The organism is Poinsettia branch-inducing phytoplasma str. JR1, assembly GCF_000309465.1.
Lineage (GTDB): Bacteria > Bacillota_I > Bacilli_A > Acholeplasmatales > Acholeplasmataceae > Phytoplasma > Phytoplasma pruni.
In genome coordinates this window covers 1-10,600 of sequence record NZ_AKIK01000160.1, presented here as the reverse complement: position 1 = coordinate 10,600, position 10,600 = coordinate 1, and the positions used below count along the sequence as shown (strand labels likewise).

Annotated in this window: 21 protein-coding genes; all 21 read left to right on the top strand. The window is 30.3% G+C overall.

Translation table 11 applies throughout. The features are described 5' to 3' along the window. Positions 1 to 55 precede the first annotated feature (55 nt). Complete coding sequence (gene rplC, locus ON17_RS02945) at positions 56 to 715, top strand: 50S ribosomal protein L3 (RefSeq protein WP_017192013.1); 660 nt, start codon at positions 56 to 58, stop codon at positions 713 to 715. After that, complete coding sequence (gene rplD / locus ON17_RS02940) at positions 708 to 1,337, top strand: 50S ribosomal protein L4 (RefSeq protein WP_017192012.1); 630 nt, start codon at positions 708 to 710, stop codon at positions 1,335 to 1,337. Before rplC ends, rplD begins: the two co-directional genes overlap by 8 nt. Continuing rightward, positions 1,330 to 1,629: a 50S ribosomal protein L23 gene (gene rplW / locus ON17_RS02935; RefSeq protein WP_017192011.1), complete on the top strand. Its 300-nt coding sequence runs from the start codon at positions 1,330 to 1,332 to the stop codon at positions 1,627 to 1,629. Before rplD ends, rplW begins: the two co-directional genes overlap by 8 nt. Positions 1,630 to 1,681: 52 nt before the next feature. Continuing rightward, the gene (gene rplB, locus ON17_RS02930) at positions 1,682 to 2,512 is read left to right on the top strand and encodes a 50S ribosomal protein L2 (RefSeq protein ID WP_017192010.1); all 831 of its coding nucleotides are present in this window, start codon (positions 1,682 to 1,684) and stop codon (positions 2,510 to 2,512) included. A gap of 17 nt (positions 2,513 to 2,529) precedes the next feature. Then, positions 2,530 to 2,811 (top strand): 30S ribosomal protein S19, encoded by a 282-nt coding sequence (gene rpsS, locus ON17_RS02925; RefSeq protein ID WP_017192009.1) that lies wholly within the window; start codon positions 2,530 to 2,532, stop codon positions 2,809 to 2,811. Between the two features lie 20 nt (positions 2,812 to 2,831). After that, positions 2,832 to 3,251, top strand: a complete 420-nt coding sequence (gene rplV / locus ON17_RS02920; RefSeq protein WP_017192008.1) for a 50S ribosomal protein L22 — start codon at positions 2,832 to 2,834, stop codon at positions 3,249 to 3,251. Beyond that, on the top strand, positions 3,235 to 4,071 hold the full coding sequence (gene rpsC, locus ON17_RS02915; RefSeq protein WP_017192007.1) for a 30S ribosomal protein S3: 837 nt from the start codon (positions 3,235 to 3,237) through the stop codon (positions 4,069 to 4,071). Before rplV ends, rpsC begins: the two co-directional genes overlap by 17 nt. A 22-nt stretch (positions 4,072 to 4,093) precedes the next feature. Continuing rightward, positions 4,094 to 4,513, top strand: coding sequence for a 50S ribosomal protein L16 (gene rplP / locus ON17_RS02910; protein WP_017192006.1), 420 nt, complete (start codon positions 4,094 to 4,096; stop codon positions 4,511 to 4,513). Next, positions 4,513 to 4,869, top strand: coding sequence for a 50S ribosomal protein L29 (rpmC, locus tag ON17_RS02905; protein ID WP_017192005.1), 357 nt, complete (start codon positions 4,513 to 4,515; stop codon positions 4,867 to 4,869). The genes rplP and rpmC overlap by 1 nt, the downstream gene beginning before the upstream one ends. Positions 4,870 to 4,961: 92 nt before the next feature. Beyond that, positions 4,962 to 5,234 (top strand): 30S ribosomal protein S17, encoded by a 273-nt coding sequence (rpsQ, locus tag ON17_RS02900; protein WP_026072016.1) that lies wholly within the window; start codon positions 4,962 to 4,964, stop codon positions 5,232 to 5,234. Continuing rightward, complete coding sequence (gene rplN, locus ON17_RS02895) at positions 5,231 to 5,611, top strand: 50S ribosomal protein L14 (protein ID WP_017192003.1); 381 nt, start codon at positions 5,231 to 5,233, stop codon at positions 5,609 to 5,611. The genes rpsQ and rplN overlap by 4 nt, the downstream gene beginning before the upstream one ends. A gap of 12 nt (positions 5,612 to 5,623) precedes the next feature. Beyond that, positions 5,624 to 5,971, top strand: coding sequence for a 50S ribosomal protein L24 (rplX, locus tag ON17_RS02890; RefSeq protein WP_017192002.1), 348 nt, complete (start codon positions 5,624 to 5,626; stop codon positions 5,969 to 5,971). Positions 5,972 to 5,986: 15 nt separating this feature from the next. Continuing rightward, complete coding sequence (rplE, locus tag ON17_RS02885; RefSeq protein ID WP_017192001.1) at positions 5,987 to 6,532, top strand: 50S ribosomal protein L5; 546 nt, start codon at positions 5,987 to 5,989, stop codon at positions 6,530 to 6,532. Between the two features lie 12 nt (positions 6,533 to 6,544). Further along, complete coding sequence (gene rpsN, locus ON17_RS02880) at positions 6,545 to 6,814, top strand: 30S ribosomal protein S14 (protein ID WP_017192000.1); 270 nt, start codon at positions 6,545 to 6,547, stop codon at positions 6,812 to 6,814. Positions 6,815 to 6,835: 21 nt separating this feature from the next. After that, a complete protein-coding gene (gene rpsH / locus ON17_RS02875; protein WP_017191999.1) occupies positions 6,836 to 7,216 on the top strand; it encodes a 30S ribosomal protein S8 in 381 nt (126 codons plus the stop codon). Between the two features lie 17 nt (positions 7,217 to 7,233). Continuing rightward, positions 7,234 to 7,776: a 50S ribosomal protein L6 gene (gene rplF / locus ON17_RS02870; RefSeq protein ID WP_017191998.1), complete on the top strand. Its 543-nt coding sequence runs from the start codon at positions 7,234 to 7,236 to the stop codon at positions 7,774 to 7,776. 21 nt (positions 7,777 to 7,797) lie between these two features. After that, positions 7,798 to 8,151 (top strand): 50S ribosomal protein L18, encoded by a 354-nt coding sequence (gene rplR, locus ON17_RS02865; RefSeq protein ID WP_017191997.1) that lies wholly within the window; start codon positions 7,798 to 7,800, stop codon positions 8,149 to 8,151. A gap of 11 nt (positions 8,152 to 8,162) precedes the next feature. Continuing rightward, the gene (gene rpsE / locus ON17_RS02860) at positions 8,163 to 8,684 is read left to right on the top strand and encodes a 30S ribosomal protein S5 (RefSeq protein ID WP_026072015.1); all 522 of its coding nucleotides are present in this window, start codon (positions 8,163 to 8,165) and stop codon (positions 8,682 to 8,684) included. Continuing rightward, complete coding sequence (gene rpmD / locus ON17_RS02855; RefSeq protein ID WP_017191995.1) at positions 8,681 to 8,875, top strand: 50S ribosomal protein L30; 195 nt, start codon at positions 8,681 to 8,683, stop codon at positions 8,873 to 8,875. The genes rpsE and rpmD overlap by 4 nt, the downstream gene beginning before the upstream one ends. A gap of 3 nt (positions 8,876 to 8,878) precedes the next feature. Next, positions 8,879 to 9,325, top strand: a complete 447-nt coding sequence (gene rplO, locus ON17_RS02850; protein ID WP_017191994.1) for a 50S ribosomal protein L15 — start codon at positions 8,879 to 8,881, stop codon at positions 9,323 to 9,325. A 1-nt stretch (position 9,326) separates the two neighbouring features. After that, positions 9,327 to 10,589: a preprotein translocase subunit SecY gene (gene secY / locus ON17_RS02845; RefSeq protein WP_017191993.1), complete on the top strand. Its 1,263-nt coding sequence runs from the start codon at positions 9,327 to 9,329 to the stop codon at positions 10,587 to 10,589. The last annotated feature ends 11 nt before the right edge of the window (positions 10,590 to 10,600 follow it).

Here is a 10,600-nt window from a genome sequence, read left to right as displayed (position 1 = left end):
AATAATTAAAAAAAAGAAAAAAATTATTTTGATAATTTTAAGAAAGGGGAACAAAATGGCTAAAGGAATTTTGGGAAGAAAATTAGGAATGACTCAAATTTTTGATGAACAAGGATTTGTAATCCCTGTTACTGTTGTGGATGTTTCTGATAATGTTGTTTTACAACAAAAAACTATAGAAAAAGATGGCTATCGAGCCACTCAATTAGGATTCGCTTCTAAAAAAGAAAAATCGTCCACAAAACCACTTATCGGTCATTTTGGTAAAGCCAGAACTACTCCTAAGTATTTCGTTAGAGAGTTATCTTTTTTATCTGACTTTAAAAACGAATTATCTTCTTTAGAAGTAGGACAAACATTAACACAAGATATTTTCCAAACAGGAGAAATCGTTGATGTTGTAGGAATTAGCAAAGGTAAAGGTTTTGCTGGTTCAATTAAAAGACACAACCAAAGTAGAGGGCCTGAGAGTCACGGTTCTAGATACCACAGAAGACCTGGTTCAATGGGGCCTATTAAAGGTAATATTACAGGCAAAAAATTACCTGGACACATGGGTTGTGAAACAGTTACTGTTCAAAATTTAAAAATAGTTTCTGTTGTTTCTGATAAAAAATTATTTTTAATTAAAGGCAATGTTCCTGGACCTAAAAAAGGTTTCTTAATAATTAAAACTGCTGTGAAAAAAATGACAAGGGAGAATCCAAATGCCTAAATGTAATGTTTTTGATCAAAATGGTAAAATGAGTTCAGAAATTGTTTTATTAGACCAAGTTTTCGGTATAAAACCTAACCAACAAGTTTTATATGATGTTGTCAACAAACAAAGAGCAGCAATGCGTCAAGGAACTCATTCAACTAAAAATAGATCTGCAGTTTCCGGCGGAGGAAGAAAACCTTGGGCTCAAAAAGGCACAGGTAATTCTCGTCAAGGTACGAATCGTTCTCCTTTGTGGAGAAAAGGTGGAGTTGCTTTTGGTCCGAAACCAAGAGATTATGATTTTAAAATGAATTGGAAAGTTAGAAGATTAGCTTTAAATTCCGCTTTGTCATTGCAAACTCAAAACAATAACTTAACCGTAGTTGAATCTTTAAAATTAGAAACATCAAAAACTAAAGAATTTCAAAAAATTTTAAAAAATTTACAAATTACAGAAAAAGTTTTAGTAATAGTTACAGAAATAACTGAAAATTTAATGCGTTCTACTAATAATTTACCTCAAGTAACTTTAGAAAGCGTTTCTCATGTAAGTGTTTATCAAATCTTGAACGCTAAATGTTTATTTGTAACTAAAGGTGCTATTGCTCATTTTGAGGAGGTTTTAAACAATGATTAAATATTATGAATGGCTTAAAACTCCCGTTATCACTGAAGCTACTAATAAAAAATTAGAATTACAAAACGAATACACTTTTAAAGTGGATAAAAGAGCTAATAAAATAGAAATTAAAAAAGCTGTTGAAAACATTTTTAATGTTAAAGTTTTAGCTGTACGTACTAGTAACGTTTTACCTAAATACAAAAAAAAAGGTAAATACCAAGGTTATACGGCATCTTATAAAAAAGCTATCATTAAATTAGTTCCTGGTCAAAGAATAGACATTTTTAGCGATTCTGATTCAAAATAAAAAAATAAAAGATTAATTTTTTTTTAAAAATTAAAGAAAGGTTATCCATTGTATGTCTATTAAAAAATATAAACCTATATCTAATGGTAGTCGTAATATGAGGCTGCAAAGTTTTGACGATATCACTACTTCCGAACCTGAAAAAAGCTTATTACGTTCTAAAAAAATTACAGGCGGAAGAAATAATCAAGGAAAAATTACTGTAAGGCATCATGGCGGTGGAGTAAAACAAAAATATCGTATTATTGATTTTAAACGTAATAAAGACGATATAGTTGGCAAAGTTGCTACTGTTGAATATGATCCAAATCGTAACGCTAATATTTCTTTAATCCATTATAAAGACGGAGAAAAAAGATATATTTTAGCTCCTAAAGGTTTAACTGTAGGAACTGAGATTTCTGCTGGTTCTAATGCTGAAATTAAAGTAGGTAATACTTTACCATTAAAAAATATTCCTGCTGGTTCTTTCGTGCATAATATTGAGTTAAAACCTGGTAAAGGCGGACAATTAGCACGCGGCGCGGGAACTTCTGTGCAAATCGTTAAAAAAGAAGAAAAATATGTTGTTCTTAGTTTGCCTTCTGGAGAGATTAGGCAAGTTTTATCCACTTGTAGAGCCACTATCGGCGTTATAGGGAATGAAACTTATAAGTTGATTAGAAACGGTAAAGCGGGAAAAACGCGTTATTTATCTATCAGACCAACTATTAGAGGTGCTGCAATGAATCCTAACGATCACCCTCATGGTGGAGGAGAAGGTCGTGCTCCTATTGGACGTAAGTCACCTATGACTCCTTGGGGTAAAAAAGCTCGTGGAGTTAAAACACGTAAAAAAAATAAATTTTCTAATAGTTTAATTTTAAAACGTCGTAAGAAATAAAATAAAGAGGTAAATTTATGGCTCGTTCGATTAAAAAAGGTCCTTTTTATGATGAACAATTATTAGCAAAAGTACTAAAACAGAACGCAACAAAAAACAAAAAAGTTATTCAAACGCGTTCACGTAGATCCACTATTTTACCAGAATTTATCGGTCACAAAATCGCTGTTTATAATGGAAGAGAATACGTTATTTCTTCCATTACAGAAGATATGGTGGGGCACAAATTAGGTGAATTTTCTCCAACTCGTACTTTTCGTGGACATGCTAAAAAAGATAAAAAAATTCAAAAAAAATAATTTAGAAAGGCATTAAACATATGAATGTAAAAGCTATTGCAAATCAGATGTCTGTTGCTCCTAGAAAAACACGTTTAGTAGCGGATTTAATCCGTGGCAAACATGTCAGAGAAGCACAAGCAATTTTGATGTTTACTCCAAAAGCAGCATCTCCAATCGTTTCAAAGCTTTTAAAAAGTGCTGTTGCCAACGCTGTTCATAATTTTAGCCTTAAAGAAGAAGAATTATACGTGAAAGAAATTTTTGTTAATGAAGGTCTTCGTTTAACTCGTTTATTACCAAGAGCTAAAGGGAAAACTGATAAAATTAAGAAAAGAACTTCTCATATTACAATAGTTGTTTCTTCCAAAACGGTAGAAGAAAAGAAAATAGTTAAAAAGCAATCAGCCATCCAACAAATAGAAGGAAAGGAGATAGTTGAAAATGGGTCAAAAGAGTAGTCCAACCGGTTTAAGATTAGGAATAATTAGAAATTGGGATTCCAAATGGCACGCCGAAGACAAACAAGTTCCTAATTTAATTCTTGAAGATTATCAAATCAGAAATTTAATTAATAACCATTATCCTAAAGCAACTATTTCCCGTATTGAAATTCAACGTTTTAAAAAATCCAACAAAGAACAAATCCAAATTTTTTTATACACTTCAAAATCAGGCATAGTTGTTGGACATGAAAACAAAGAAAAAAATAAATTAGTTGAAAAAATCAAAAAATTGATTAAAAAAGATATTATTTTAAACGTCTTAGAAATTAAAAACCCTGATAAAGTGGCTATATTGGTAGCACAAAATTTAGCTATCCAATTAGAACAAAGAGCTTTTTTCCGAGCTGCTCAAAAAATGACAGTGCAAAAGGTTTTAAAAACAGGCGTTAAAGGTGTTAAAATTATTATTTCTGGTCGTTTAGGAGGTGCTGAAATAGCTAGACAAGAAACCCTTTCTAAAGGACTTGTTCCTCTTCATACTCTAAGAGCGGATATCGATTATTCTTTTGAAGAAGCTCACACTACTTATGGCGTTTTAGGCGTTAAAGTATGGATTTATCATGGTGAAGTTTTACCTAAACAAACTATCGAAGATACTAGAAAATTATTAGTTTCTCAACATGATGAAAAAAGATTTAATCCTCAAGATAGAAAGCCAAAATTTGACGACAGAAGATCTAAATTTTCTGATAGAAAACCAAAATTTGAAAATAAAAAACCATTTTTAAAAAAAGTTAACAATACTAAAAATGTTAAAACAAAAATAACGTCCTAGATGGGGAAAGAAGTAAATAATTATGTTAATGCCAAAAAAAACTAAATACCGTCGCCCACATCGTGTAAGTTACGAAGGAAAATCTAAAGGTAAAAATAAGATCAATAATGGCAATTATGGTCTTATCGCAAAAGAAGGAGCTTGGATTACTAGCCAACAAATAGAATCTGCTCGTATTGCTATGACTCGTCATATGAAAAGAGAAGGTAAAGTTTGGTTAAACATCTTCCCTCATTTATCTTTAACTAGAAAGCCTTTAGAAGTTCGAATGGGTTCCGGTAAAGGTGCTCCTGAATTGTGGGTAGCGGTTGTTAAAAAAGGAAAAGTACTTTTTGAAGTTAGTGATCTTAATAATTTAGAAAAAACAGAAAAAGAAGCTCTAAGGCTTGCATCTCATAAATTACCTATTAAAACTAAAATCGTTAAAAGAGGTCAAGAATAATGAAAATCAAAGATGTTCGCAAAATGACAAACGAAGAATTAAATGCTAAAATTCTTCATTTTAAAAAAGAATTATTTGACACTAAATTACAATTAGAATTATCTAAAACAAAAAATACTTCTCGCGTGCGTAAAATAAGAATTATAATTGCACAAATGAAAACAATTTTAAACGAAAGAAAGTTATCTCACGATGTAGTTGTCGAGAACAACCCAAAAGAGTCTAAAACATCAGTTGAAGAGCAAAAATCAATTCAAAATAATCCATTAGAAAACGACAAAGCGGAAACTCCAAAGGTAGAAACTGAAAAAGCAGAAACTACAGAAGTTGAAACTGAACAAGTGGAAAACGAATAAAAAAATAAAGAATCAGATAAGCAAAAATAAATATATAATTTTTGTTGTAGATTCCTTATTTCAATAAAATTCAAAAAAAGAAAAGGAGGTTGATTTCAATGCGTAATTCTAGAAAGATTTTATCAGGCGTAGTTGTTTCTGATAAAATGCAAAAAACAATCACTGTTGCTGTGGATACTTACAAAAAAGATCCTTTATATAAAAAAAGAGTGAAAAAAACTAACAAATTTCATGTTCACGATGAAAAAGAAGTTGCAAAAGTAGGCGATTTAGTTAATTTTATGGAAACAAGACCTCTTTCTAAAACTAAAAAATTCCGTTTATTCAAAGTTGTCAATGCCAAAAATAAGGAGTCTCAAATATGATTCAAAAAAATACTCGTTTAGTAGTGGCAGATAATAGTGGAGCTAAAGAGGTTTTAGTTATTGGCATTCCTGGTGGAAGTAAAAAACGTTACGCTCATATAGGCGATTTAGTCGTAGTAACTGTAAAAAAAACTATCGCTTCTAGCGCAGTTAAAAGAGGAACAGTTACAAAAGCTTTAATTTTACGTACTAAACATGGTTTAAAAGGCAAAGACGGCAGTTATATTAAATTCGATGATAACGCAGTTGTTATTGTTAAAGATGATATGACGCTTAAAGGAACAAGAATATTTGGACCTGTTGTTAAAAATCAAAAGTTAAGAGATAATAATTTTTCTAAATTTCTTTCTTTAGCTGAAGAAGTATTTATAATATGAGGGGTATGATAAATGTATATTAAAGTAGGAGATATAGTTGCTATTATCGTTGGAAAAGATCGTTTTTCAACTGATGAAAAAGATAAAAAAACTTTTAAAAGTGGAAAAGTAGTAAAAGTTTTTTTTAAAGAACAAAAAGTTTTAGTTGAAGGAATAAATATTGCTACTAAACATAAAACTCCTTCAGACAACGAAAATAAAGGAAATATAGTTAAAGAAGAATTGCCTATTCATGTTTCTAATGTTGCTGTAATAGATCCTGTTAAAAACGTGCCTACACGTGTTGGTTACCGTTTTGAGTCAGGTAAAAAAGTACGTTATGCAAAAAAATCAGGCACTACTTTAGATATTTCTAAATAAAGAAGGTTTGAATAAATGAAAAAAGAGAATAATTATACTGAAAATAATTCGTTTTTGGCTTTAAAAGAAATTTTTAATTTTAAATCAGTAATGCAAGTTCCTAAAATAGACAAAATAGTGATCAATGTAGGGATAGGTGAAGCTGTTGCCAACATTAAAGTTTTGGATGAATTTTCAGAACAATTAACTGCTATCAGCGGACAAAAACCTGTTATTATTAAAGCTAAAAAATCTATCTCTAACTTCAAGTTAAGAGAAGGAATGCCAATCGGTTTAAAAGTTACTTTAAGAGGTAACAAACAAAAATCTTTTTTAAACAAATTAATCCATATCGCATTACCTCGTGTAAGATATTTCAGAGGAGTTCCTACTAAGTCTTTTGACGGTAGAGGGAATTACGCACTTGGCATTAAAGAACAAATTATTTTCCCAGAAATTAGTTTTGATAAAGTTAAAAAAATTTTTGGAATGGATATTTGTATTGTCACTACGGCAAAAAACGATGAAGATGCTAGAAAATTATTAGAATTTCACGGCATGCCTTTTCAAAAAAATAAATAAAATGGAGTTTTTATGGCTAAAAAATCAAGAATAGTGAAAAACCAAAAACAAAAAGCTTTATTTTTAAAATATAAAGACTTACGTTTTGAGTTAAAACGAAAAAAAGATTATAAAGGTTTATCTCGTCTTCCTGTGGAATCCTCCCCTGTCCGTCTTAAAAATATAGATCAGATCGATGGTAGATCAAGAGGATATATGAGAAAATTCGGATTATCTAGAATTAAATTTCGTGAATTAGCTCATAAAGGCGAAATTCCTGGCATTAAAAAAGCTAGTTGGTAATAAAAAAAGGAGAACACAAATATGGTTATGACAGACCCTATTGCTGATTTATTAACAAGAATCCGCAACGCTAATACGATGCGTCACGCAAAAGTTTTAGTTCCGGCTTCTAAGTTAAAAATTAAAATGTTAGAAGTTATTAAAAAAGAAGGTTTTATTAAAGATTTTAATTTAGATATAACTAAAAGAAACATTATTATCCAATTAAAATATAATTTCGAAACAAAAGAAAGAACTATCAAAGGTTTAAAAAGAGTTTCTAAATATGTTGGCGTTGATGAAATTCCTAGAGTCTTAAGCGGATTAGGAGTGGCTTTAATATCTACTTCTAAAGGAATTTTAACTGATCACGAAGCTTTATCATCTCAAATTGGTGGCAAAGTTTTAGCTTATATTTGGTAACTATTAAGGAGAAAGACATGTCACGAGTAGGAAATAAAGTTATTACAGTTCCTAAAGGTGTAGAAGTGGACATTCAAGATAACAATTTTATTACAGTTAAATCTTCTAAAGGACAATTAGAATATCAATTTAATCCATCTTTAAAAATCGATTATAAAGATAATTTAATTTCTGTAAAAAGACCTAACGATAAAATTTTTATGAAAAAAATTCACGGCACTACAAGAGCTTTATTAAATAATATGATTACCGGTTTAGATCAATTTTTTGTTAAAAAAATGGAAATCGTTGGTTTAGGTTATAACGTTCAAAAGAAAGACTCAACTTTAACTTTTAATTTAGGTTTTTCACATCTAATCGTTATGAATATCCCTGCCAGTTTAGAAGTAAAAATCGTTAAAAACACAGAAATTACCGTTAAAGGCGTAGATAAACAATTTGTAGGCGAATTCGCTGCTAAAAATGCCAAATTATCCAAACCAGAACCTTACAAAGGCAAAGGGATACGTTATGTTGGTCAATATATTCATCGAAAAGCTGGTAAGAGTGCTAAAAAATAAGAAAGGACATTTATTTAAGTTATGATTAATAAACAATCTTCACAAGTTTTACGTAAAAAACGTCATTTACGTTTAAGAAAAAAAGTGATAGGAACTAATGCTAAACCACGTTTAAATGTTTCTTATTCTAATAAATATTTTTATGCACAAATAATCGATGATCAAAGTAAAGTTACTTTGTGCAGTGTTCATAGCAAAGAAATTAATGCCAATGTAGTTAATACAAAGATTGCTTCCGATATAGGTACACTGATTGCTAAAAGAGCTTTAGAAAAAGGCATTACTAATGTTGTTTTTGATCGTGGCGGACGTTTATACCATGGTCGTATAAAAGCTTTAGCTGATTTTGCCCGAAAGGAAGGTTTACAATTTTGAAAGTAAATAGAATGAAAAAAGAATTTGTTAATAAAAAAGCCTCTTCAATCGAAGAAAAAGTAGTTAAAATTAACAGAATTACCAAAGTTGTTAAAGGTGGTCGTCGTTTTCGTTTTTCCGCTTTAGTTGTTGTCGGCGACAAAAAAGGAAAAGTAGGTTTTGCTACTGGTAAAGCGCAAGAAATCATTGATGCTATTAAAAAAGCTTTAGAAAAAGCTAAAAAAGAAATGATTGATATCGCTTTAGTAGGAACTACTATTCCTCACCAAATTATTGGTCATTTTGGCGCAACAAAAACTTTCTTAAAACCAGCTTCCAAAGGAACAGGTATCGTTGCTGGCGGTAAAGCTGCCAGAACTGTTTTGGAATTAGCAGGAATTAGAGATATTTTAACTAAGTCTTTAGGTTCAAGAACTTCCATTAACGTTTTAAGAGCTGTAATGGATGGTTTAAAAAATTTAAGAACTATTAAAGACGTTGAAAGAGTAAGAGGAGTTTCTTTAGAAGCGAAAATTAAAGGAATAGCGAAATGAAAAAATTAGAAATTACTTTATATAAAAGTTTAATCGGAAGAACTCCTAATCAAGTAAAAAACGCTCACCACTTAGGATTAAGAAAAATCAATCAAAAAGTGATTAAAGAAGATATTCCTACTGTTAGAGGAGTTCTTAACAAAATACATCATTTAGTTGTGGTAAAAGAAGTATTAGAAGGGAGAGTTTAATTTATGTTACATTTATTAAAACCAGTTAAAGGCGCTAGAAAAACAACTAAACGTTTAGGTCGTGGTCCAGGCAGTGGCAATGGTAAAACTTCTGGTAAAGGACATAAAGGTCAATTAGCTCGTTCTGGCGGTAGCACTAGACCAGGTTTTGAAGGCGGACAAATCCCTTTTTTCCAAAGAATTCCTAAAAGAGGGTTCCACAATTTTAATCAAAAAAAATATTTTTTAATTAATTTAAAAGATTTAGAAATTTTTGAAAACGATACTGTAGTTACTAGAGAATTATTATTGAAAAAAAGACTTATCAAGAAAAACACTTCTGATATCAAAGTATTAGCAAACGGCACTTTCACTAAAAAATTAACAGTACAAGCGTCTAAATTTTCTAATAAAGCTCAAGAATTGATTCAACAAGCTGGCGGAAATGCCCAAATATTGAAGGTGGCATAAGATGAAAATGGTAATAGATTTTCTTCGTGATAAAAGTAAAATAATTAAAAAAATTTTATTTACTTTAGTTATTTTATTTATCTTTGTTATCGGTAATAAATTAGTTATTCCTTCTGTGACGGTTCAAGAAAAATTTCTTTTTGACATTAAACAATATTTTTCTAAGTCTAGTTTATTTGAAGCTAATGGTTCTATATATTTTTTATCTTTAGGGGTTTATCCCTATATCACTGCCTCTATTATTGTCCAGTTTTCACAAAAATTATTTCCTTTTATGAAAGAATGGCAAGAACAAGGTGAAAGAGGAAAATATAAAACGAATTTAGTTGCTCGTTCTTTGACTTTACTATTTGCGGTAGGATTGGCTTTATCTTCTATTCAACGCGATGGAATCTACTCGCTCGCTAACAATAAGGCACACGTTTTAACAATAGTGTTTTTTTTAGTGGTCGGAGCTTTCATTAGCATTTGGTTAGCTGATTTAATCACTTCTAAAGGGGTAGGAAACGGTATTTCTATTTTCGTAGCAATTAGTGTAAGTAAAAATTTATATGATACGCTGAAGTTTTTAACTAACGTCAACAATCCAGACTTTGTAGCTAAAAGAATATTCACTTTAGTAGTTCTGTTAATCTTGTTAATTTTAACAGTGATTTTATCAGCTGCTTATTTAAAAGTGCCAATCACTTACGCTACTAAACAAAATAATGATAAAATAAAAAATCATATCCCTTTAAAACTTAATACTTCAGGAATTTTGCCAGTTATTTTAGCCAATAGTTTATTGCAAGTTTTTGGAACTATTTCTCTTTTGTTGGGGCCAGAAAATGGTTTTTCCCAATGGGTAAATCGATTTCAGGATTCTCAAAGTAATTATTTAGGTTTAGGTTTTTTCGTTTACTTATTATTAATTTTGTTATTTTCAGTTTTTTCTACTTTTATAACTATCAATCCGACAGACATTGCTGAACATTTATCAAAACAAGATGCTTACTTAGAAGGGGTAAAACCTGGAGAAGAAACGGTTTATAAAATTACTCAAAAATTATTTAAAGTAACAGTCATCGGCGCTTTTGCTTTAACTGTCTTAGCTGCTTTACCCGAATTTATTAAATTTTTTGTTTGGACTAATGATTCTGACAAAACATTCAAAGTTCAATTAGGCGGCACTAGTCTTTTAATTGTTGTAGGTGTGGCTGTTGAAGTAATGCAACGTATAACGACTCAAACTAACGTTAAGAAATTATACAAAAAATTATTTTAAATAATAAAATT

What these genes read in the sequence shown, in the direction of transcription:
- rplE (WP_017192001.1), top strand. Translation starts at nt 5,987, where the DNA reads ATGAAAAAAGAGAATAATTATACTGAAAATAATTCGTTTTTGGCTTTA.
- rplC (WP_017192013.1), top strand. Translation starts at nt 56, where the DNA reads ATGGCTAAAGGAATTTTGGGAAGAAAATTAGGAATGACTCAAATTTTT.
- rpmD (WP_017191995.1), top strand. Translation starts at nt 8,681, where the DNA reads ATGAAAAAATTAGAAATTACTTTATATAAAAGTTTAATCGGAAGAACT.
- rplX (WP_017192002.1), top strand. Translation starts at nt 5,624, where the DNA reads ATGTATATTAAAGTAGGAGATATAGTTGCTATTATCGTTGGAAAAGAT.
- rpsH (WP_017191999.1), top strand. Translation starts at nt 6,836, where the DNA reads ATGGTTATGACAGACCCTATTGCTGATTTATTAACAAGAATCCGCAAC.
- rpsS (WP_017192009.1), top strand. Translation starts at nt 2,530, where the DNA reads ATGGCTCGTTCGATTAAAAAAGGTCCTTTTTATGATGAACAATTATTA.
- rpmC (WP_017192005.1), top strand. Translation starts at nt 4,513, where the DNA reads ATGAAAATCAAAGATGTTCGCAAAATGACAAACGAAGAATTAAATGCT.
- rplV (WP_017192008.1), top strand. Translation starts at nt 2,832, where the DNA reads ATGAATGTAAAAGCTATTGCAAATCAGATGTCTGTTGCTCCTAGAAAA.
- secY (WP_017191993.1), top strand. Translation starts at nt 9,327, where the DNA reads ATGAAAATGGTAATAGATTTTCTTCGTGATAAAAGTAAAATAATTAAA.
- rplO (WP_017191994.1), top strand. Translation starts at nt 8,879, where the DNA reads ATGTTACATTTATTAAAACCAGTTAAAGGCGCTAGAAAAACAACTAAA.
- rplN (WP_017192003.1), top strand. Translation starts at nt 5,231, where the DNA reads ATGATTCAAAAAAATACTCGTTTAGTAGTGGCAGATAATAGTGGAGCT.
- rpsE (WP_026072015.1), top strand. Translation starts at nt 8,163, where the DNA reads ATGAAAAAAGAATTTGTTAATAAAAAAGCCTCTTCAATCGAAGAAAAA.
- rplB (WP_017192010.1), top strand. Translation starts at nt 1,682, where the DNA reads ATGTCTATTAAAAAATATAAACCTATATCTAATGGTAGTCGTAATATG.
- rpsN (WP_017192000.1), top strand. Translation starts at nt 6,545, where the DNA reads ATGGCTAAAAAATCAAGAATAGTGAAAAACCAAAAACAAAAAGCTTTA.
- rplF (WP_017191998.1), top strand. Translation starts at nt 7,234, where the DNA reads ATGTCACGAGTAGGAAATAAAGTTATTACAGTTCCTAAAGGTGTAGAA.
- rplR (WP_017191997.1), top strand. Translation starts at nt 7,798, where the DNA reads ATGATTAATAAACAATCTTCACAAGTTTTACGTAAAAAACGTCATTTA.
- rplW (WP_017192011.1), top strand. Translation starts at nt 1,330, where the DNA reads ATGATTAAATATTATGAATGGCTTAAAACTCCCGTTATCACTGAAGCT.
- rplP (WP_017192006.1), top strand. Translation starts at nt 4,094, where the DNA reads ATGTTAATGCCAAAAAAAACTAAATACCGTCGCCCACATCGTGTAAGT.
- rpsC (WP_017192007.1), top strand. Translation starts at nt 3,235, where the DNA reads ATGGGTCAAAAGAGTAGTCCAACCGGTTTAAGATTAGGAATAATTAGA.
- rplD (WP_017192012.1), top strand. Translation starts at nt 708, where the DNA reads ATGCCTAAATGTAATGTTTTTGATCAAAATGGTAAAATGAGTTCAGAA.